Here is a 21,211-nt window from a genome sequence, read left to right as displayed (position 1 = left end):
GTTCCTATTTAGGCCTCACTTAATTTTCTGAAATGACGGAAGAAAGCAGCAATCGTCTCTATTCCTATAAAGTAGTTTTGGACCCCATAATGCTCATTAGGCGAGTGCAAAGCATCGGTATCCAATCCAAACCCGAATAAGATTGGGTCAGAGCCTAATTCTTTTTGGAATAAAGCTACTATTGGAATAGATCCTCCTTCACGAGTCGGAACAGGCCTTTTGCCAAAAGTTTCTTCCATAGCTGCTTCTGCTGCCTGATAGCCTACCGAAGTATCCGAAACTACTGCAGGAGCGCCGCCATGATGGCTTTTTACTTTTACTTTGACTGATGCTGGAGCGATGGATTTGAAATGATCCTCAAATAGCTTGGCGATTTCTTTCCAGTCTTGATCCGGTACCAATCGCATGGATATTTTTGCATAAGCTTTGGATGGAAGTACGGTTTTGGCACCTTCTCCAATGTATCCGCCCCAGATGCCGTTGACATCTAAGGTGGGTCGAATTCCCACTCGCTCGATGGTGGTGTAGCCTTTTTCCCCATGAACTTCATTGATGTCCAACTTGGATTTGTATTCCTCCAAATCAAAAGGAGCTTCATTTAGGCGACTTCTCTGCTCAGCGGTCAACTCTTGCACTTTATCGTAAAACCCAGGGATGGTGATGTGCTCGTTTTCGTCTTTCATCGACGCGATCATATCGCAAAGTACATTGATGGGGTTGGCGACTGCACCCCCGTAAGTTCCAGAGTGTAGGTCCCGGTTGGAACCGGTAACTTCCACTTCCATGTAGGCCATGCCCCGTAATCCTACCGTGATCGAAGGATCTTGCATGGAGATCATGTGTGTATCAGAGATCAAGATGACATCTGACTTGAGTTTTTCTTTGTTTTCGATGACGAATTTATCCAAGTTGTCAGAGCCGACTTCTTCCTCACCTTCGATCATGAATTTCACATTGCAGGGCAATTCTCCTGCTGCCATCATCGCTTCAAAGGCTTTGACGTGCATATAAAACTGACCTTTGTCATCAGCAGAACCCCGTGCAAAAATGGCTCCCTCGGGATGAATCTTCGTTTTCTTAATTACCGGCTCAAAAGGCGGTGAATCCCATAGCTCATAGGGGTCAGCAGGCTGTACATCGTAATGCCCATAAACCAAGACGGTAGGAAGGGCGGGATCAATAATTTTTTCCCCATAAACAATCGGATAGCCGGCTGTCTCACAGATTTCTGCGGTATCTGCTCCTGCATTGATCAGGCTCTCTTTGACAAAATTGGCGGCCTTGAATACCTCGTCTTTGAATTTGGGATCTGCACTGACCGAAGGGATTCTGAGCAGGTCTAGTAGTTCGTTTAAAAAGCGTTCTTTATGGTCTTGGATAAATTGATTGACTGACATTCGATCGTTGTTTTGTTAAAGCGTTCAAAATTATCGCTTTCGCAAGGAAATGCCTATTTTAAGCCGATCTTTTCTTAGTGACATCGATTACAAAAGCCCATGAAAGCCATCATCTGTGAAAAATTTGGATTGCCTGATTCCTTGAAGTTCAAAGAAGTTCCTGATCCACACCTAGCCCCACATCAAGTACTGATCGAGGTGGCGGCTTGCGGGGTCAATTTCCCCGATACGCTTATTATTCAGGGGAAATATCAGTTCAAACCTGATTTACCCTTTTCTCCCGGTGGTGAGGTGGCCGGAAAAGTGATTGGATTGGGAGAAAAGGTGAAAAATCATCAAATCGGGGACTCGGTTTTAGCGCTTTGTGGCTGGGGAGGATTTGCCGAAAAAGTAGCCGTGGATGTGGATAGAATTTTTGCTTTGCCCCAGGGTATCCCAGCAGAAATCGCTGCGACGACACTGTATACCTACGGCACCTCCTTTCATGCGCTGAAAGATCGCGGTCAATTGAAATCCGGGGAAACCTTATTGGTCTTGGGAGCAGCCGGAGGCGTTGGACTTGCAGCCGTGGAGTTGGGAAAGCTGATGGGTGCAAAAATCATCGCTGCTGCTTCTTCTGTAGAAAAGCTCGAATTATGTCGGGAAAAAGGAGCGGACTTCACGATCAATTACGAAAAAGAAGATCTCAAATCCCGTATCAAAGAACTTACCAACGGAAAAGGTGCAGATGTAATCTATGACCCTGTGGGAGGGCCCTATACAGAGCCTGCGCTGAGAGGCATCGCCTGGAAGGGACGTTATTTGGTGGTGGGCTTTGCAAACGGGGAAATCCCGAAAATTCCACTGAATTTGCCCTTATTGAAAGGGGCCTCGATTGTGGGTGTTTTTTGGGGTCAGTTTTCAAAATTGGAAGCGGAAAAAAGCACTGAAAATATACTCCAACTGATGCAATGGATCAGGGAGGGAAAAATCAAACAGCACATTGGCAAGCGCTATCGACTTCATGAGGCGCCGGAAGCTTTACAGACCATGATGGATCGAAAAATGCTAGGAAAAGGGGTGGTTTTGGTGAAATAAAAAGAGGCGGACCTAGATCCGCCTCAATTATTTTTCATGCTTTAAAATCAAACCCCTATTCCACCGCCTTCACGTTCACCTCAATATTCCCGCGCGTGGCTTTAGAATAAGGGCAAACCTCGTGAGCAGCTTCTGCTAATTTTTGGGCATGTTCTAAAGATTCTGCATGAGGGATCTTTACCTCAATATCCACAGCCAAACCAAAACTTCCGGGCCCATAATTTCCCAAGTGTACCTTGGCTTTCACTTCAGAGTCCCGAAGGCTGGTTTTACCTGCCACTGCACCCAAAGCTCCTCCAAAACAAGAAGCATAAGCAGCTGCAAAAAATTGCTCGGGATTGGTTTTTTCTCCATCTCCACCGATCTCCTTAGGCATGGAGACTTCAAAATCCAATTTGCCATCGTCGGTTTTAACATGTCCTTTTCTTCCTCCTGTATTGACAGCTACTGCAGTGTAATCGATATTCAATTTTTCCATAAGTGTTAGTGTGATTTTAGCTTATCTAACAAGTCCTGAAGCGAATGGTTTAAATCCTGCAACTTGGACTCACTTAACAAATCAAACTCAGCGGAGAAATCGTCCATAACCTGGATTACTTTGCTCTGCAATGATTTTCCCGGATAGGTGAGTTCGATCCGGACCTTACGCTCATCTTCCTCGCTTCGGATTCGCATTACATAGTTTTGAGCTTCCAGTTTTTTGAGTAAAGGAGTGAGTGTCCCTGAATCCAGCTCTAGCCGATCCCCGATTTGGTTGACAAAAAGGCCATCCTCATCCCAAAGCACGGAAAGTGTCAGGAATTGGGTATAGGTAAGATCAAAAGGCTTCAACTTTTCTTGAATAGCTTGGATGAGGAGTCTGGAATTGCTGTAGAGCAATCGGGAAAGTGTAGATAAATTGGCCATGAGGCTGCTTTATTGATTTGAAACAATTTAATTTTAAAAATTGAAAAAGAGAATTGATTCCAATAAAAAATTAACATGATTATCCGTAATAACACCAGTAGCCTTATTTCCTTTGCTTATTAGGTTGGAAGACCGATGACGGAAGACCCAGCCTCGGCTGGCAGGCGAAGTTCCCTGAAATTGAACTTCCAGCCTTGTTTTAGGCCGTTCAATCTTCTTACTGGTAAGAAAGCGGATATACATAAAAAATTAATATTCCTGAGATATTTCTTAATGCCAATTTATGAGGAAGATTTCAATCCAATTTTATTCAGGAAAAAATTTCTCTCTGTACTTTGGGCATGGCCCAAAAGTACCAAAAAGCCAGTCGCCGGGAATGCTTCCACCCGCTTGCCAGCCCCTGCCTTGCTGCCAGGACTTACCCCCGCGCTAAAAATACACCCAAAACTTCCTACTAATAATTATTTATCAGGATATGAGAAGTGGAAACCCCATTAATTAAATTTAAAAATAAAAGCTTTGATTAAATCTGCTTAAAACTCCAACTCATCCACTTCCTTTCCTTTTCCCAAAAGCAAGCTGCTAGGACTTCGGCTAGTGCCTTTGTACACGTGAACGATGTTTTGCTGGGTAGTAAAATCATCGATCAAAATACTGTTTTGAACCCGAATTTTGGAATTCCAAGGTTGTGAATTAGACTCCATATAAAACCAAGCGGCGTCCTCTTCGATTTCATAACCCAAGACTCGGAGCTCAAGCGCCTTTCCGTCTATCCACAATTTGTTTTTTTCCAACAAGTATTTTTCAATTTGAGAAAGGAGCTTTTCGGCATCCTGCGGTTCCAAAAAATCGATCTCCTCTTGATAAAATTCCCTCAGACTGACTTCCAAATCGTCCCAAAAGATTTTCTGGGAAATTTCAAATCGTTGGCTTTCTGGGTTTTGTCGGATTTCGGTCAAACTGATGAAAAATGGATGCGCCATGACCATCCATCCCAGACTAATTATGAATATGTAAAACTGTTGCATTTGGAAGTACTCGCTGTGTCTTTTATGGGGATAATCCCGTATAATTGCCGCAATTTACTTCTATTGAAGTATATAATCACCGACCATGAACACATTTGAGCTTTATTTTAAATTAGGTCTTCAGCATATTTTGGATATTCAGGGTTACGATCATATCCTGTTTGTGTTGGCGCTTTGTGCAGTATTTACGGGAAGAGATTGGAAAAAGATTTTAATTCTCGTCACGGCATTCACTATTGGGCATTCCTTAACCTTGGCTTTGGCTACCTTCAAAATCGTCAATATACGCTCGGATGTGATCGAGTTTTTGATTCCGGTGACCATTGCCATTACCGCATTTATGACGATATTGAAACCCCGTCCCACCTCCGGACGCGGGGTCCAACTCAATTATTTCTTCGCCCTGTTTTTTGGATTGATTCATGGATTGGGTTTTTCCAATTACCTCCGAGAGCTCTTGGGAAAAGAAGCGTCGATTTGGCAACCGCTATTGGCTTTTAATCTGGGCCTGGAAGCTGGACAATTAGTCATTGTGGGAGCATTTCTGCTGCTGACCTCCATTTTGGTGGGAATAGCAGGTGTAAACAAGCGGGACTGGGCCTTGGTTGTCTCCTCGATGGTTTTGGGAGTGGCTTTAGTGTTAATGTTAGAAACGAAATTCTGGTAATAAATATAATTCTATGAGAAAATTTGGACTCGCTATCGCTTTGTTTGCGCTGGTTTTGACCGAAGGCTGGTCACAAGCTCGCCGATCGGAGCAAAATCATGCCGAGCGTTTTGAACAACTCGGAACGATGCTTCGCTCTCCAAATGTGTACCGTACCGCTTCGGGTGCTCCGGGACACATGTACTGGCAGCAGCAGGCCAATTACGTGATTGATGTGGAACTCAATGATGACAATCAATCCATCACCGGCTCTCAAACCATTAACTACATCAACAATTCCCCGGATCAACTTACTTACCTATGGGTGCAGCTGGAAGAAAACCAACGAGGCCCAGAGTCTGAGGCGCCTAAGGTTGCCGAAAGCTCCATCAATTCGCGCATGACCATGCGAACCTTGGAAGGCATTCTTTGGGAAAATGAGGAGTTTGGCTACAAGGTGTTGGATGTGAAGGATGAAAATGGAACTGCTCTTCCCGTAGCAGTAAATAAAACCATGATGCGAATTGATCTGCCGCAGCCCTTAAAGGCAGGAGAGACTTTTTCCTTCAAAGTGGACTGGTCCTTCAATATCACAGACAGAATGAGTTACATATCCGGCCGTCCGGGCTATGAGTATTTTCCAGAAGATGGGAATTACCTCTACACCATGGCCGAGTGGTTTCCAAGAATGGCCGTTTACTCCGATTTTGAAGGCTGGCAAAACAAGCAATTTCTTGGAAGAGGTGAATTTGCCTTGACTTTTGGGGATTATGAAGTCCGAATTACCGTTCCGGCCGATCACATGGTGGGGGCTACCGGAGTTTTGCAAAATCCGGAAGAGGTACTTTCCGCCACCGAACTGGAGCGATGGAACAAAGCCAAGCAAACCTATGACAATCCGGTCATCATCCGGACTCAGGCAGAAGCCGAAAAACTGGAAAAAGGAAAATCAACAGAAAAGAAAACCTGGATTTTCAAAGCCGAAAATGTACGTGATTTCGCTTGGACTTCTTCCAGAAAATTCATCTGGGATGCCATGGCCGTGAAGCAAGGTGAAAAAGACGTAATGGCCATGTCTTATTATGCCAAAGAAGGCAATCCGCTTTGGGAGCAATACTCCACACGAGTAGTGGCCCATACGATCAAATCCTATTCTGAAAAAATCTTTGACTACCCTTACCCAACCGCTATTTCAGTAGAAGGAAGCAATGGAATGGAATACCCGATGATTTGCTTCAACTATGGTCGTCCCGACAAAGACGGCACCTATTCGGAAGCGGTGAAATACGGAATGATATCAGTCATCATTCATGAAGTAGGGCATAACTTCTTCCCGATGATCGTCAACTCCGACGAGCGTCAGTGGACTTGGATGGATGAGGGTTTGAATACCTTTATGCAGTTTATGGCTGAGCAGGAATGGGATCGAGATTATCCTTCCCGTCGTGGGCCCGCCCATAAAATTGTGCCTTACATGAGAAGTGAAAAGCAGTACCTGGAGCCGATCATGACCAATTCGGAAAATATCATTCAATTTGGCCCCAATGCGTATGCCAAGCCGGCAACCGCATTGAATATTTTGCGGGAGACCGTGATGGGAAGAGAGCTGTTTGACTTTGCCTTTAAAGAATACGCAAGAAGATGGATGTTTAAGCATCCTACTCCGGAGGATTTGTTCCGTACGATGGAGGATGCTTCGGCTGTCGATCTGGATTGGTTCTGGAGAGGATGGTTTTACGAGACCGAACCGGTGGATATTGCCATTCAGGATGTAAAATGGTTTAAGTTGGATAATCGAACTCCTGCTGAAAAGAAAGCAGCCGATCGGGCGGAATTTGGGCGAGAGGAAACTTACATCAGTAAGGAGTTTAACAAAGCTGATGTGCCACAGACCGTGTTGGAAGCCGATCCTGCCACGCGTGATTTCTACAATAGCTACGATCGATTTGCGATTACTCCCGAGGATGAGGAAGAATACAAGCAATTTATGGCGAGCTTGACGGATAAAGAGCGAGAGTTGCTCAATTCGGATCTAAATTTCTACGAGCTTACTTTCGAAAATGTAGGCGGCTTGGTTATGCCTTTGATCATTGAATTTCAATATGCCGATGGTACCTCGGAAATCGAGCGGATTCCTGCTGAAATCTGGAAGCTGAATGAAACGCAGGTGACCAAAGTTTTCCCCAAGAAAAAAGAAGTAGTGCAGTTTGTTTTGGATCCTTACCGTGAGACAGCCGATATCGATGAGTCGAGCAACTACTGGCCAAGACAGTATCAGCCTACGCGCTTCGAACTCTTCAAAGGTCGAGGTGGCGCAAGAGGAGCTTCTACAGGAGACAATCCGATGAAGCGGGCACAGAAGAAAAAGTAATTTTCAAGCAGGCCTGTCAGGTCTGCGAAAAATATCCACCCTCCAAGGATCCTGACACCTATCGGGACCCCTTTGGAGGGTTTTGTTTTTTATCCAAAAGTTGACCTTGTTTCCCAAGATGCTGGATAAGGACTTTTCTCCCAATCGGACGATTCAGATCGATAGAAAAGACTGAGGATTTCTTCAAAACCGAAAGAAAACCCCCAAAAAATACCCAGTTCTAGGTATTTTTTGGGACTTTTTTAGCCTTAGGTTTAAGGAGTTAAAAATTTAAACTTTATGAAAACAGCATACAGCAAACAGCAAACATTTTCTTCTAATTTGTACAGTTTTTTTGATCTTTTACAAATTGACCTCTTGTGTTCCATTTGAAGATGATATAAAAGAAATATCAATAACAGAAAGTTCAGTTAATGAAATTTTAAAAAAGTATGATTTCCAATTGGAGGATATCAGAACCAATGAAAGCAGTGGGATAAAAATAGTTAGTCTCGCAGAATTAGAGTCGGTTATCCAAGTTCTTAAAGAAAAAAAATTGGATGAAACAGTTTTAAGAAATGTATTGGATAGGAATAATTTAGAATCTATTCCCATCATCAAGTCTTCAGAAGCCTCTTTTTTTATAGAAGACAGGTTAAAAACCCAAGAATTTAAGATTAGGTGTTTGGAGAATTGGAGGAATGTTTATGGAAGAATTGGCATTAGTTCACAGACCTACATTGATATTTCATTTCAAACAGGAAATGGAGATGGACTGATTTCAAACTTTGATGCTTCACTTGGTGGATTAACTTTTATGACTGCCTTAGGAAAAAACACCTTTAATAATGAACAATATGCGTCAAGTTCAAACAATTATCAATATTCAGGAATTTACACCTACTCAATTCGATATGTTCTATTTGTTGAAGGAGTAGGAGATATTTGGACAAGTGAAATAAGAAATGTTCGGATAAGAGTTGATGGATGTACTGGTCAAGTTTCCTATACTGAAATTATCCCTTAAATTTTTAATTTATGAAATTGCTCAAATTCTTAAGTTACGATATAGAGATGCCGAATTCAGGGATTCTAGCCTGGCAAATTTTTGGGGTTTTGTTTATTGGTTTAATTATTTATTTAGTGCTTAGAAGAAGAAAAAAATCTTAAGCCGATTTCTTAAGCGCTGCGAGCCAATGAGGAAATTTTAGAGACCTCGGTCTTTTGGTTAAATGTTGAAATATCAAACACGTATGATTGTAAACAAAAAACTTGTCTTTTTGATCCTCCTTTTGCTGGGAATTTCTGGGTTATCTAATGCCCAAACCGAAAAAGAACTCCGCCTAAATATCATAAATCCTGGGATTGCTTGGGAAAACCCTATCGGAATAAAAACAACGATAGAATACAATATCGGAATTGGATATAATTACTCTTATCCAGATTTAAATACCATCTATGGTGAACCAGGTTTTCAGGGCCAGATTGCGCCATTTGTGGATATCCAAGGCAGGAGGTATTACAATCTTGACCGAGTGGAAAGCGGGAAGCGGAAAAGTAAAAAATTTCTGGCATTACGCTACTTGTTCTATGGTCCTCGAATTGCCGGAAATGTAAGAACAAACGAAAATTACAGCATGGCCATAGGTCCGACCTGGGGATTCAAGAGAAATTATGAACGATGGACTCTACTGGGAAGTTTAGGACCAGTTTATTATTTTGATTTAACGGGTTCTAGGGGTATCTTACCTATATTTTTCGAGATTAACTTCGGGTATCGCTTAAAAGGGAATCTTTAAAATAGGAGTTTAATAAATCAAAGGTCAGAATATCCCACTCGGGAATGTTCTGGCCTTTTTTATGAAAGTTTACCAAGAATACCCAAAAACCTCCAACCCCGTCTCAATCAATTCATCCGGGAAATCATAGCTTCCTTCGTGGAGCTGGGGGCATCTTTCTCCGGCTCCCAAGCCAAATAAAAAAGAAGGGCAATGCTGGCTAAACAGTCAAAAATCTTCAAATCAGCGAAATGGCCTGTCCTTTTTAACAAATCCAACGCGCCCCATAAAATGGGATTGAGTATTTGCATTTTTCGGCCAAGGAAAAAATTAAACAAATAATTTGGAAATGTGGGGGAGATAAAAGAATTTAAAGTATAGTTTAAATCCGATGCCAAAGTTGAGCTCGCTTAATTTACCTGAATCATGATATTTAAGACGGTATTATTTTAACTATAAAATGAGGCTGTTGTATTTACTATGACAGCCTCCACCTTTATTTTACTCCAATGAAAAATCAATTAGTCCTTTCTCTTATTTTATTAATGCTTGGATGTAAGCAGGACAATCAAACTCTACCTCAAAATTTAGATAGCTCTGAATTTTCCATTCCAATTCCCGATCATTTCTCAAATGCTTATGTGGTCTCTTCAGATAATGCAGGGAATTTATTTGGGGGATATTTTTTGCAAAACAATTCATTGGATATGATTGATCTGGAAAAGGCTGAAATTGTCGGACAGATTAAGATGCAATCATCAATTTCGGAAGTTGTAACTCAAGGCGGTGGAATTACACTTTTAGAAGATGGGTTTATGTATAAAACCCATAATCGGATTTTTTATTTTCCAGAAAATCAAAATGAACCTTCAAGATCCTACTCATTGGATGATGAAATTTTATTTAATGGAAAATCTTATTTCAATGGAGTCAAAGGAATTATCTCTGTATTAAATGATATTCCTCCTATTTCGATTTTTCAGGATAAAATGGTTTTGCCTTTATTTCACACCACCAAACCTTTTCACTTTGCAGGAATTTATCTTTTGGATAAAGATTTTGAAGTATCAAAAGTTATCCCTATTGATCTAGGAGAAAAGCTAAGGGAACAAATGATTTTATTTGAGGGGCTTCATCATCCTCAAATTTCTACAGACCAGGATTTTGTTTTCATATCGTTTCCATTTTCTAGTAAGGTTATTATAATCGACCCTGAAAGTGGAGAAATGTCTATAAAATCCACTCCAGGAAAATATGTAAGTGATCAAATTGATCCTTCAAATTTTACGAAGGGAGAATATAAGGCTCGATCAATTCGATATTCTGCCCAATTCTGGGATTTAGTTTGGGATCCTTATCGAAAAGTTTTCTACCGAATTGAAAAAGAAGAGCATTTTGATGAAAATGGGGAGCGAGTTAATACAAGAAGAGGAGATCACTGGATTAATATCATCGATAGCAATTGGAAGGCTTTGGGACATTTTAAGCTTCCCAATGATCATTTTTCAAGGCCTTACATTACTGAAAAAGGGATTTATTTTCAGCGCGCGAATTCCGACAATGAAACTGAATTACGTTTTGCTTTTTATTCTTCGTTACCAATATGAATGACTAAAAGGAGACTATAATTCTATTATCTCCCAAAACATCCCTACTCCCGTCTCAATCAATTCATCCGGGAAATCGTAGCTTCCTTCGTGGAGCTGAGGACAATTTTCTCCGGCTCCCAAGCCAAATAAAAAAGAAGGGCAATGCTGGCTAAACAGTCCAAAGTCCTCTGACCAGTTAAAGGGTTCGGGTTTGTCTACGGTAGAAAGCGCCAATTTCTCTGAAGCAGTTTTTACCAAACTGTACAATTCCGGGTCATTGTGCGAAACGGCAAATTTCTCGACAAATTCTACCTCCAATTTCAAGCGCTCCTGGTTTGCTATTTTTTGAGCCAAGGCTTGTGCCTTTTCAATTAGTAAATCCAAATCTTCCTGATCAAAGGCTCTCAGGGTCATACCTAAGCTGCCCTTGCCTGCACTCGTCCCAAAGGCCAAACTTCCCAGTTCAGCATGGATGAGCGTGAGCAAGGAAAAGCCGGGAATTTCTTTGGGTAATTGGGGTAGCTGCTGCATCAGTTGTGCAAGGGCTTGAGCAGGATTGATTCCGGCATCGGGATGGGCAGAATGGGAGGTTTTCCCAGTGAAATGCAGTCGCATTCCGGTACTTCCCGCGGCAAATGTTCCTTTTCGCAGCACCATCTGATGAAGCGGAAAACCAGGTAAATTGTGCAGGGCAAAGGCATAATCGGGCCTGATTTCCTCAAAGCGGGAGTCGTTTAAAATTGCCTGAGCTCCTTCTCCTGTTTCCTCTGCAGGCTGAAAGAGAAGCACCACTTCTCCACTCTCCGGCCGCTTCTGGGATAGTTTTTCTCCCAAGCCACAGATGATCGCCATGTGGCCATCATGCCCACATAAATGACCTTTACCGGAAACTTGGCTTTGGTGATTGCTTTCCTTTAGATCGGCTATGGGAAGCGCATCGAGCTCACAGCGAAACAGCAATCGTTTGCCGGGTTTTTTCCCTTGGAATACAAAAGCTAATCCTGTTCCACCGAGCTTTTCAAGGATTTGATCCGGATGTAAGGGTTTAAAAAAATCTAAAATCCGCTGAGCGGTTTCGGTTTCTTCCAAAGCTATTTCTGGATGTTGGTGTAGGGTATGTCGGAGTTTGATCAAGGAATTCATGATATCAAAGTTGGGTTTTGGACTTAGCTATTCGAAATCTATTTTTCCCATTGGGTATTTCTATTGTGTAATTAGCAGCAATATCGTTAAGGATTTTTCACTCAGAGCATTAAAGAGGCAAAGAATTCTCCAACCCGTTAATTTATTTTCTTAAAATTAAAATCTTTGGTTCTACCCTTAATTTAATGAGAAGACAAGTTTTGTCCGCAATTTTATTTTGATGAAGTTATGAATGAATAGGTTAGTCTTTCCGCTCAGAAAATGACATTAACCCTTTTTGTTTTGCTTTATCAGTCGGGGCAAGTGAGGTATGAAAATGATTTGGCCTAAACTGAAAAGCTTGGCCTGATCTTAAGCTTTTTAAATCTTTTTTCCCTTGATACTTTTGAAGACTCCTCCTTCGGCGGACAGGCAAAAAGTATCCAAAAGTCTTGGCCCCGTTCTTTTCTTTCCGCTGGTGACGCTTTCTACATGTTAAAACCTAGTGCACAGCGGAATTTTGTCCTACTTTGCCACCCTAAAAATGAGTCCGTCCCTCAAACCGGCCCAAGCCTAAAAATGCCCACTGGGCATTTTCTTTACGACTTGTCCTCTCGATACCTCGCGAGCCAAGTCATTTTCTTAACGGGTTTGCAAAGCACTCCAAAACCGAAAATCCCGAAGGGCCCCATAACCGAAAGATTCCAGTCCAATTCAAACTATTACGTTGGTAGAATGATTTGCTACCGATTTTAATAGAGGTCTTTTCAGTAAAGTCGTGGTAGTACCAAATCTTTTTAGATTTTGCCTTCTGAGTCTTAGACTTAATTATATGAAGGTAAAATCTGCTAAGAATAATGGCATTGATCGAATCAAAGAGGCTATCTCATAAATAGCTCTAATATCAGCCTGACCCTTCGACCCCATGCCTACCTCAGAGTGACTAGATTCGAAGGCCATTTCTATCGTTTTGGCCCATATTTCGATTTGGAGATGATCGTATCTCAAGTGCTCAAGGTGACAAACTTCACTTTTGAGACAGCCCAGATTTGATGTCCTTTCCCTACTGATCTGCACTGATTCGGTAAGTCGCGTCATTTATGTGACAAAAAATCAGCGAATATCTGTGCTATTCATTTGCATATATCCGTGGGAGAATTTCTTTTTCCTCCCAGGCTCCTTCGCAGGCAATAGCCCTCAATCCAACCTCGGTAAACTCAATTTATACTTCATCGCTATCAGTCGAATCGAAATCACCGTAGAAATCGACAGCAGCAAATTCCACTCCCTTCCCAAACCAAAATAATTTAGAACCAAGTACAAAATTGCACCAGCCAAACAAGCGGAGGCATAAATCTCCTTTCGGAACAAAATTGGAATTTCATTGGTCAGCGTGTCCCGAATGACTCCCCCCATCACTGCGGTAAACATCCCCATAATCGCCGCAATCTCCGGCCTCACTCCCAAACTCAAGGCCTTTTCTACCCCCAAAACCGTAAAAAAACCGATCCCTAAGGTATCAAAGAGAAAGAAAGTCTTTCGCAACCGACTCAAAAAACCAGGGAAAACAAAGGCGGCCAAAATCCCCAATAAAATCGCATAAAGAAAATAAATATCCCCAATCCACACCAAAGGATGAGCATCCAGTAAGACATCCCTAAGCGTACCTCCACCTATGGCGGTAATAAAACCGGTAAAGCCTGCCCCAAATAAATCGTGCTCTCGTTCCCTCACCGCCAAAGCACCTGAGATGGCAAAAACAAAAGTTCCGATGAGTTCTAAAGCGTATTGCAGGGCCATGATTAAATTTTTTCAAAGGTCTTGTTATTCATCAATTAAAACGTCATTAAACGTTAATAAAAGTCCTTTTTCTTAGAATTTTTACTTGTAAAAGCTCGTAAACTGTGTGGAAAATTCGTTTTTACAATCAATTTTCTGCTCATTTTAATTTCATTTTTAAATTGAAAGTTATACCTTAAAATTTCGGGTAAAACATCACCTCTCTTTTGGAAAGTTAAAAATTAACCAATGAGAAGACTCTACCACCATCTTTTTTTTCATTTTATTTTAATAAGTATTCCGATTTTGTCCATAGGTTCTACCTTGGATTCAATCAATCGGGAATCGCCTCTCAACTACCTTTTCAACAAAGATTATGGCACTTCCAAAGCTACCTTAGAATTTGCCAACTTTGCTGCCCAAGAAACCAAAAAGGATACCTCTTGGCTAAAAATCGGGGGAGCGCTTCGTCTCAATACCATTTACACGCATTTCGAAGGTCAAACTTTCCCATTGGGTACCGAACTACGAAATGACTGGACCTGGGATACCTGGCGGATCAACGTAGACTCTTACAGTGATGGCCTTCAGCTCTCATTCGAATACCGTTTTTATCCCACTTTCAACACCCACTTTTTGAAATATGGCTGGATCGGCTACCGATTTAATCCCAGTACTAATTTACAGTTTGGTATTACCCAAGTTCCCTTTGGATTGCTGACCTATGCCTCTCACAGTTGGTGGTTTACTACACCCTACTATGTAGGGCTGGAAGATGACCATCAGATCGGATTTAATTTCACCAAAGAATACGAAGGCTGGCGCTTCAATCTCGCTTATTTTCTACTTTCCGAGCCCCGAGGAACCAACGAACTCAGCTTTGGGGTACCCGCCTCTGCGCGCTATTCTTATGATGTGGTGCCTGTTCCAGGTAATACCAATATCGAACGAAGACAACTTAACCTGAGGGCGGCCAAATTACTCAAATCAGGAGAAATCGGACTATCGCTCCAAACTCACGAAGTGTACAATCAGCAAACCACCCATACCGGAAGGCAATTTGCCGGAGCAGTTCATTATGAAAATAATTGGGGTCGATGGAATCTAAAAACCCAAGCGCTCTACTACAATTTCAAAGATGTCAGGGATGATGCGGATACGCCATTGAGCTTCGTACAAATGGGTGCTTATGGCTTTGGTACTTACGATGTCGCAGCTGAAGCCGCTATGTATACAGTGGGGATTTCTTATGACATTCCTGTAAGTTGGGGACCTGTACGAAACATTCAAGTGTACACTGACTACACCTACATGGAGAAATTTGGGGAAATTGAGCTCAACGGCACTACACAACGATTTGCTCCTACACATATGCTAGTACCTGGCGCCCTTGTCAGTGCTGGAAAAATCTTTTGCTATTTTGATATTGCTCAAGGGAGAAACCAACCTTGGATAAGTGATATTTTCGGAGGAAACGCATTGGGAACTGGTCGCGGGGTCAATTACCAAGAGCCTATCAGCTCCACTAATCCTATTTCAGATAAAGCCGCTTGGAATACCCGATTGAATATTAATCTCGGCTATTATTTCTAAACCTAAGAATTATGAAAAATAAATACATCGATATTCATCCACCAGTTTTCTGGCCCGCTACGATTTTGATCGTTCTCTTTATTGGCATCACCCTATGGGTGGGAGAACCCATGGAGGAGATTTTTGGAAATATGAAAACGTTCATCACCGATAAAACAGGATGGTTGTTTATTCTAGTGGTCAACGTATTCATTATTTTTTGTATCTATGTAGGTTTCAGCAAATATGGAACCATCAAACTCGGCGGAAAAGATGCCGAAACTGAGTTTTCTACTCCGGCATGGTTTGCAATGTTATTCAGCGCAGGAATGGGCATCGGTTTGCTTTTCTGGGGGGTAGCTGAGCCTGTTAGTCACTATGCAAATTCACCTATTTCAGAGGATTATAGTGCCGAAGCGGCCCAAAATGCCATGAATTTGACCTTCCTCCACTGGGGCTTTCACGCATGGGCCATTTATACTGTAGTGGCCCTTTCCTTGGCATTTTTTGCCTATAACCGCAAGCTCCCTTTAACCATTCGCTCTGTGTTTTACCCTCTCCTAGGAGATCGAATCAATGGGTGGATAGGTGATGTTATTGACGTATTTGCAGTTTTAGCCACACTCTTCGGATTGGCCACTTCCCTCGGATTAGGGGTGCAGCAAGTGAGTGGTGGACTTTTCTATCTTTTCGAAATCCCCAATACCGTCACCACTCAAGTCCTCTTAATTGCAGGAATTACTCTTATCGCGACCATATCGGTGGTCTCAGGAATCGATAAGGGAGTGAAGTTTCTCAGCGAATGGAATGTTCGAATTGCTGCCATATTATTGATTTTTGTCCTGATCTTTGGTCCGACACTTTTCATTATGAGAGGCTTTATCCAAAATGTAGGCAACTACATGAATAATTTTATTGAAGTCTCCACTTGGACGGAGGCCATCCGAGACAAAGGATGGCAGGGCGATTGGACGGTTTTTTACTGGGCTTGGTGGATTTCATGGTCTCCTTTTGTCGGGATGTTTATCGCTCGCGTCTCTAAAGGACGTACGATCCGGGAGTTTGTTCTTGGAGTTTTGCTAATTCCAGCCCTTTTGACCTTCCTTTGGATGACGGCAATGGGAGGTTCTGCGATATACTTGGACATGCAGTCTGGCAATCATGACCTTGCCAATGCTATCGTGGCAGATGCCTCTACCGCATTATTTGTCTTCATTCAGGAATTTCCCCTGAGTATGGTTGGCTCGATCATCGGTTTGTTTTTGGTGACCTCGTTTTTTGTGACTTCTTCAGACTCCGGATCCCTGGTAATTGACAATATAACCTCTGGAGGAAAACTGGACTCTCCAGTCCCGCAACGGGTATTTTGGGCCACTGCGGAAGGGGCAGTTGCGGCTGCTTTACTGATTGGGGGAGGATTAGGCGCCTTGCAGACAGCTTCCATCACGACAGGTTTGCCCTTTTTGTTTATTCTTGTCTTGATGATGTATTCACTGAACAAAGGATTAAAATCCGAATATCTCAAAATGACTCAGCTGGAAAAAGAACCAGATAAAAAGCGCTACGAAAAGAAACTGGAAGACACCTTGATCAAAAAACAAGGGACTAAAAAAGAATAGTCTTTTTTTAAACCAAACTGAAATACCAATGAAGAATCTAAATAAAATTGCGCTAGCCGCAGATTTAACAGAAATGGATGAAATGATGCTTCATTTCATCAAAGGATACGATTCACTCTTTGATTTTGAAGAACTGCACCTGATCCATCAGATTGAAATAGAGGAGCTCTCCTCTGAGTTTGAAGCCATGCTCGCCCAAAAAAACCAAAGCTTGGAAGAGCTTATCCGAGAGGAACTCCAATCTAAAATCGATTCGGTTTTTGGAGAAAATAAATCCACTATCCATATCTATATTCAGCCTCAACCTGACTTCAGTGCGCTAGTCAACTGGATCAATAAAAGTAAATTTGATCTCTTCTTTCTGGGGAAAAAGAAAGGGCTTGAAGGCTCAGGAATTTTCAGTAGCAAAATGGTCAGACTCCTGCGCTGCAATTTGATCCTTGTGCCAGAGACCGCCAAACCAACCATCACGAAGACGATCGTTCCTATTGACTTTTCATCCTACACAGGAAAAGTACTTGAAATGTCAGGCCACATCTCAAAAACCACGGGGACCGAACTCCTGCCCATCCACATCCTTAAAATCGGGATACACTATTTCCCCTTTGTAGGGAATGAGAAGTCAATCAGAAAAAGCTTGGAAAAGGAGGCCTTGGGCAAGTATGAGAAGCTGAAGAAAAAAGCTAATATCGAGGCCAGTTTGAGTATGTATCTAGCAGAAGGGAATTCAATCGGAAACGCCATTTACAAACATACCAGAGAACTCAAAGGAGACTTGATCGTCATCTCCAAAAAAGGAAAATCCGATGATTCAGATTTGTTGTTGGGAAGTGTGGCAGAAAACCTCATCGCCAATGATAAAAATGTGACCGTCTTGATAATTCAATAATAGAATTAATTATGGGATTATAATTTGTTCAAGAAATCACAGCTCAAATAAGCTTTGATGAAAAAGTGGCGTTCTCTAATGGTACGAGGCCTTATTGATCACAATTTTAAAAAATTAAAAGCTCTACACTTCAATCTGGAGTAGACTGGCATTTTACTAAAACATACCAGCACTACTTTATTTTTAAGGGCCTTAGGGAAGATGCTTTTTATCCATTAAATTTCAAAAAATTCCCCTAGCTATTAGCCTTAAATGAACACCCTGCTGCATTACGACCTCTTGCGACTCGAGGCTTTTCAACAAAATCCTGAAATCCAAAACGCTATTGCCATCAACCAATGTGGTGAACTGACTTTACTAAAGTTTAAGCCTATCAATTATTTCAATTATTGTATTGGGAAAATTGAAAGTACCCAAGTGATTGATTATGTGGAAGAATTTTATGCGGATATCCATCAAAAAAATCATCAAGTAATTATTGATTCGAAGGATTTGTTATCCTTAGATATCATCAAAAAGTTTCCAAAATATAAACAGCGGGAGACTATCTGCATCATGACCCTATCGCCTGAAGAAGAGCCTATAAGCCCTCAAGAAAATACTATTCAGTTAAAACTAGTTTCGGAAAAAGATATCGCTGAGTTTGCTTGGCTTTATCTCAACTGTTTTGATGCTGAAAATCGCCATGAAGAGTCCGTGGTTGAAAACTTTAGATTGAAATTAAAAGCCCCTGGTTTGGAGTTCTATTTTATTATGGTCGATGGAGTTCCCGTGGGCATTACAGGCTTATATTTTCATCCTGAATTCACCGTTCTTTCTGTAGGGGCTATTCAGGAAAAATATAGATTTCAGGGCTATCATAAGTCAGCTCTCTCTGATCGTATCAAAAGGGCCAAAACTCAGAATCCAGAAAAGCCGATTTATTCTTGGGCATACAAAAACAGCATAAGCCACCAAAACATGATAAAGTCCGGCTTAAAATTGTCCCAGGAGTTTCTAGCATTCCAACATGCTGGATAGAATTCATTTTCACGCAAGCTCCTCTCCAAATCAACTTGCTATCAAGTCAGAAAGTGGTGATATAACCTATCAGAAGTTGTATCAAAGGGCAAGCGATGTGGCAAATCACTTGAAGTCACTGGGCCTCTATAATTCTTGCATCGGGATCAATCTCCCCAGTAAAACGGAAGAAATAATCGCTTGCTTGGGAGTTTTACTTTCAGAAAATTACTTTTTCTTCCTTCCTAAAAGTCTTCAGTCAAATTGGCAAGAGCATGTCCCCGTTAAATTTCTGATAAGTAATATTAAAAACGCTGCTGTCGACAGTATCGATCTAAAGGATATCCCTTTCGAAGCTTCTGAGTCCATAGATGCTTGGAGGGAAAAAGTCACCCTTCCGGATCGCTTGTTTTGTGTATATGCAACATCGGGAAGCTCCGGGTCATCAAAATATGTGATCCATGATTACGCTTCCATTATAGAAGACAGCTATCGTCAGGTCTCCGAAAATCAAATCTCTGCCTCAGATACACTAGATTTCATTTTTGCTTCCTCATTTAGTTCATCTTTGGCAAGTATTTTTCCTGCTTTGATCTCCGGAGCGAGTATTGCCGTGGTGGATTTAAAACCTGAAAACCTTAAAGAAATACCTCTTTTTTGGAAAAGCCGACAAATCAGTTTTGCTACACTTACTAGTTCCTCATTTAGAATTCTCGCGGCCATTTATCAGGATGAACTCATAAAATACACTCAATCCATCCGGTTTCTGTGCCTTGCTGGTGAACGAATCATGCCTTCTGATTTAGAGATTTTTAGGAAATTTTTTCCGAAAAACGCAGTACTTCAGCTCGCCTATGCCAGTACCGAGGCGCGAACTATCTCAGAAATTAAAATCTCCTATTTACAGAATTTTCCAAAAATCAATGAAGGCATACCCGTCAAAAACAAATCCTTGACAGTGGTAGATGCCAATGGAAATCCATGTCAACCCGGTGAACCAGGAGAACTGACAGTCAGCTCTACCTACATAAGTTTAGGCTATTTTGAAAATAAAGAGATCAATTATCATCCCAAGGTGGGGGATAAACGCATATTTCGGACGGGAGATTTCGGTCTTATCTCTTCGGATGGTTTTGTTTCGGTGATTGGCAGGACAAATTCCCGTCAAAAAGTAAATGGAAAATGGGTTGATCTGCAGCAGATGGAAACTCAATTACAAGATCTGTTCAAAGCCAAATCCTGTAAAGTTTTGCTTTCCAAGGACGAAAATGGTTTGGAGTATTTAATCGCTTGTTTGGAGGTAGAGCAAATGGAAGCCGATGAGCAATTCTACACCAAAACACAAAAACTAAAGGGTCTTGAAGTGGTGCCCAGAAGTTATTTGCAAGTACTACACTACCCATTGAATACTCATGGAAAAATTAATCAAGAGGAGATTGTGTCCTTATCAAAAAAGAGGGATATCCAATCTATACAGAGTCAGATTACAGATCCAATTCTGCAAGGGGTTCATACTATTTGGTGCAAAAACCTAGGGATTCCAATCACTAACTTAGAAGCTGATTTTTTCTCTGATCTAGGGGGAAGTTCACTTTTGAGTGTATTGGTGGTCGAAGAGCTTTCTGCCCATTTTAACCAAGAGATTGAAACGCATGCCATTTTTCAATACAGAAGCCTCCGAAAACTTGCAGATCACATTAGGGGAAATGAGCCACTTAGCCTTCCCTGCTTGCATTGGATTAGTGCTGAGGTAAAGGATTCCCTGCCCTTTTTATTCTTAATTGAAACCGGCCATTATTTCTCCTTTCAGAATTTTCTGGAAAAGAAAGAAGTACACCAATCCTTCAACTTAGCCTATCTAAGAATCAATCAGTTTAAAATTCTAGAGGGCTTTAGTGCAGAAAAAATCATTCTCGAATTAGTTGATCTTTTGGCTCCATATCCAAATCCCATTCTGTTGGGTAACAGCTTTAATGGATATTTGGCTGCCAAGCTACAAGAACAAACCGGAGGTGCAATCATCGCCATAGATTCCCCTTTTTACCAAAATGCCCCAATTCTTAAAATCCCTTTAAAAAACCGATTACTACCAATCCTATATCGCTTTAGAAACCTCCCTCTGAAAGAATCATTGATTCAGGTCTCCGGATTATTAATTGGCTATGGAAAGAAAAAACTCTCAAAGGAAAAATCACAAAGCCCTTTTGAAAATAGTATTCAGGCCTTTGTTTCCCAGTGTGAGACACCAAGGGCAATATCGGCCATGCTATACTTTTACGCTACAGGTTCTGCCATGACTTCGAAAAAAGACATCCGAAGTTGGCAGGAAATCACAAAAACTAGCTTTTCACTGGCAGAAATCAAGGGAGATCATCTTGATGCACTATCTGAAGCAAACAGTGCGTTTTTTACCAATAAAATCCTTGAATTTATCCATCAACTCAAAGCGAAAGAATAACA

The 21,211-nt window shown here is 41.5% G+C and carries 17 protein-coding genes; 11 read left to right on the top strand and 6 right to left on the bottom strand.

Annotated elements, in window-relative coordinates:
• Positions 1-8 precede the first annotated feature (8 nt).
• Entirely contained in the window at positions 9-1,397 is a 1,389-nt protein-coding gene (locus BLQ57_RS03155; RefSeq protein ID WP_087937926.1) for a dipeptidase, read from the bottom strand.
• A 99-nt stretch (positions 1,398-1,496) separates the two neighbouring features.
• Here BLQ57_RS03155 and BLQ57_RS03150 point away from each other — a divergent pair, with 99 nt between their 5' ends.
• Entirely contained in the window at positions 1,497-2,474 is a 978-nt protein-coding gene (locus BLQ57_RS03150; RefSeq protein WP_087937927.1) for an NADPH:quinone oxidoreductase family protein, read from the top strand.
• A gap of 55 nt (positions 2,475-2,529) precedes the next feature.
• On the opposite strand, the gene BLQ57_RS03145 is transcribed toward BLQ57_RS03150, so the two are convergent.
• The 3 genes from BLQ57_RS03145 to BLQ57_RS03130 all read right to left on the bottom strand — a co-directional run bounded on the left by BLQ57_RS03145 (position 2,530) and on the right by BLQ57_RS03130 (position 4,363).
• Entirely contained in the window at positions 2,530-2,952 is a 423-nt protein-coding gene (locus tag BLQ57_RS03145) for an organic hydroperoxide resistance protein (protein ID WP_087937928.1), read from the bottom strand.
• A 5-nt stretch (positions 2,953-2,957) separates the two neighbouring features.
• On the bottom strand, positions 2,958-3,380 hold the full coding sequence (locus tag BLQ57_RS03140; protein ID WP_087937929.1) for a MarR family winged helix-turn-helix transcriptional regulator: 423 nt from the start codon (positions 3,378-3,380) through the stop codon (positions 2,958-2,960).
• A gap of 533 nt (positions 3,381-3,913) precedes the next feature.
• Complete coding sequence (locus tag BLQ57_RS03130; protein ID WP_240507732.1) at positions 3,914-4,363, bottom strand: DUF6702 family protein; 450 nt, start codon at positions 4,361-4,363, stop codon at positions 3,914-3,916.
• Between the two features lie 130 nt (positions 4,364-4,493).
• Between BLQ57_RS03130 and BLQ57_RS03125 the strand changes: the two genes are divergently transcribed.
• The 5 genes from BLQ57_RS03125 (at position 4,494) to BLQ57_RS03100 (ending at position 10,789) form a co-directional block, all read left to right on the top strand.
• Positions 4,494-5,075 carry a HupE/UreJ family protein gene (locus tag BLQ57_RS03125; protein WP_087937932.1) on the top strand — a complete coding sequence of 194 codons (582 nt, stop codon included), beginning with the start codon at positions 4,494-4,496 and terminating at the stop codon, positions 5,073-5,075.
• 13 nt (positions 5,076-5,088) lie between these two features.
• Positions 5,089-7,425 (top strand): M1 family metallopeptidase, encoded by a 2,337-nt coding sequence (locus BLQ57_RS03120; RefSeq protein WP_087937933.1) that lies wholly within the window; start codon positions 5,089-5,091, stop codon positions 7,423-7,425.
• 349 nt (positions 7,426-7,774) lie between these two features.
• Positions 7,775-8,431 (top strand): hypothetical protein, encoded by a 657-nt coding sequence (locus BLQ57_RS03115; RefSeq protein ID WP_139162653.1) that lies wholly within the window; start codon positions 7,775-7,777, stop codon positions 8,429-8,431.
• Between the two features lie 226 nt (positions 8,432-8,657).
• Entirely contained in the window at positions 8,658-9,203 is a 546-nt protein-coding gene (locus BLQ57_RS03110; RefSeq protein WP_092824013.1) for a hypothetical protein, read from the top strand.
• A gap of 488 nt (positions 9,204-9,691) precedes the next feature.
• Positions 9,692-10,789 carry a DUF4221 family protein gene (locus BLQ57_RS03100; protein WP_087937937.1) on the top strand — a complete coding sequence of 366 codons (1,098 nt, stop codon included), beginning with the start codon at positions 9,692-9,694 and terminating at the stop codon, positions 10,787-10,789.
• Positions 10,790-10,804: 15 nt separating this feature from the next.
• Here the strand turns inward: BLQ57_RS03100 and BLQ57_RS03095 are convergent, their stop codons facing one another.
• Positions 10,805-11,914: an amidohydrolase gene (locus tag BLQ57_RS03095; RefSeq protein ID WP_087937938.1), complete on the bottom strand. Its 1,110-nt coding sequence runs from the start codon at positions 11,912-11,914 to the stop codon at positions 10,805-10,807.
• Between the two features lie 1,176 nt (positions 11,915-13,090).
• Entirely contained in the window at positions 13,091-13,693 is a 603-nt protein-coding gene (locus BLQ57_RS03085; RefSeq protein ID WP_087937940.1) for a trimeric intracellular cation channel family protein, read from the bottom strand.
• Positions 13,694-13,921: 228 nt separating this feature from the next.
• Between BLQ57_RS03085 and BLQ57_RS03080 the strand changes: the two genes are divergently transcribed.
• From BLQ57_RS03080 to BLQ57_RS03060, 5 genes are all read left to right on the top strand, one after another.
• On the top strand, positions 13,922-15,265 hold the full coding sequence (locus BLQ57_RS03080; protein WP_087937941.1) for a hypothetical protein: 1,344 nt from the start codon (positions 13,922-13,924) through the stop codon (positions 15,263-15,265).
• A gap of 11 nt (positions 15,266-15,276) precedes the next feature.
• Positions 15,277-16,863 (top strand): BCCT family transporter, encoded by a 1,587-nt coding sequence (locus tag BLQ57_RS03075; protein ID WP_087937942.1) that lies wholly within the window; start codon positions 15,277-15,279, stop codon positions 16,861-16,863.
• A 28-nt stretch (positions 16,864-16,891) separates the two neighbouring features.
• Positions 16,892-17,752 carry a universal stress protein gene (locus tag BLQ57_RS03070; RefSeq protein ID WP_087937943.1) on the top strand — a complete coding sequence of 287 codons (861 nt, stop codon included), beginning with the start codon at positions 16,892-16,894 and terminating at the stop codon, positions 17,750-17,752.
• A gap of 252 nt (positions 17,753-18,004) precedes the next feature.
• Positions 18,005-18,772, top strand: a complete 768-nt coding sequence (locus BLQ57_RS03065; RefSeq protein WP_087937944.1) for a hypothetical protein — start codon at positions 18,005-18,007, stop codon at positions 18,770-18,772.
• A complete protein-coding gene (locus BLQ57_RS03060) occupies positions 18,762-21,209 on the top strand; it encodes a non-ribosomal peptide synthetase (protein ID WP_087937945.1) in 2,448 nt (815 codons plus the stop codon). Before BLQ57_RS03065 ends, BLQ57_RS03060 begins: the two co-directional genes overlap by 11 nt.
• The last annotated feature ends 2 nt before the right edge of the window (positions 21,210-21,211 follow it).

The sequence above is a fragment of the Algoriphagus faecimaris genome, from assembly GCF_900101705.1.
In the GTDB taxonomy this organism is placed as follows: Bacteria; Bacteroidota; Bacteroidia; order Cytophagales; family Cyclobacteriaceae; genus Algoriphagus; species Algoriphagus faecimaris.
The sequence above is the reverse complement of the archived record's forward strand: the minus strand, read 5'-3'. Positions and strand labels throughout refer to the sequence as shown.

Bases quoted from the DNA above. Each gene is read 5' to 3' on its own strand.
- BLQ57_RS03130 (WP_240507732.1), bottom strand. From the start codon at position 4,363: ATGGCGCATCCATTTTTCATCAGTTTGACCGAAATCCGACAAAACCCA.
- BLQ57_RS03060 (WP_087937945.1), top strand. From the start codon at position 18,762: ATGCTGGATAGAATTCATTTTCACGCAAGCTCCTCTCCAAATCAACTT.
- BLQ57_RS03155 (WP_087937926.1), bottom strand. From the start codon at position 1,397: ATGTCAGTCAATCAATTTATCCAAGACCATAAAGAACGCTTTTTAAAC.
- BLQ57_RS03110 (WP_092824013.1), top strand. From the start codon at position 8,658: ATGATTGTAAACAAAAAACTTGTCTTTTTGATCCTCCTTTTGCTGGGA.
- BLQ57_RS03150 (WP_087937927.1), top strand. From the start codon at position 1,497: ATGAAAGCCATCATCTGTGAAAAATTTGGATTGCCTGATTCCTTGAAG.
- BLQ57_RS03095 (WP_087937938.1), bottom strand. From the start codon at position 11,914: ATGAATTCCTTGATCAAACTCCGACATACCCTACACCAACATCCAGAA.
- BLQ57_RS03120 (WP_087937933.1), top strand. From the start codon at position 5,089: ATGAGAAAATTTGGACTCGCTATCGCTTTGTTTGCGCTGGTTTTGACC.
- BLQ57_RS03140 (WP_087937929.1), bottom strand. From the start codon at position 3,380: ATGGCCAATTTATCTACACTTTCCCGATTGCTCTACAGCAATTCCAGA.
- BLQ57_RS03075 (WP_087937942.1), top strand. From the start codon at position 15,277: ATGAAAAATAAATACATCGATATTCATCCACCAGTTTTCTGGCCCGCT.
- BLQ57_RS03085 (WP_087937940.1), bottom strand. From the start codon at position 13,693: ATGGCCCTGCAATACGCTTTAGAACTCATCGGAACTTTTGTTTTTGCC.
- BLQ57_RS03065 (WP_087937944.1), top strand. From the start codon at position 18,005: ATGAACACCCTGCTGCATTACGACCTCTTGCGACTCGAGGCTTTTCAA.
- BLQ57_RS03145 (WP_087937928.1), bottom strand. From the start codon at position 2,952: ATGGAAAAATTGAATATCGATTACACTGCAGTAGCTGTCAATACAGGA.
- BLQ57_RS03100 (WP_087937937.1), top strand. From the start codon at position 9,692: ATGAAAAATCAATTAGTCCTTTCTCTTATTTTATTAATGCTTGGATGT.
- BLQ57_RS03080 (WP_087937941.1), top strand. From the start codon at position 13,922: ATGAGAAGACTCTACCACCATCTTTTTTTTCATTTTATTTTAATAAGT.
- BLQ57_RS03125 (WP_087937932.1), top strand. From the start codon at position 4,494: ATGAACACATTTGAGCTTTATTTTAAATTAGGTCTTCAGCATATTTTG.
- BLQ57_RS03070 (WP_087937943.1), top strand. From the start codon at position 16,892: ATGAAGAATCTAAATAAAATTGCGCTAGCCGCAGATTTAACAGAAATG.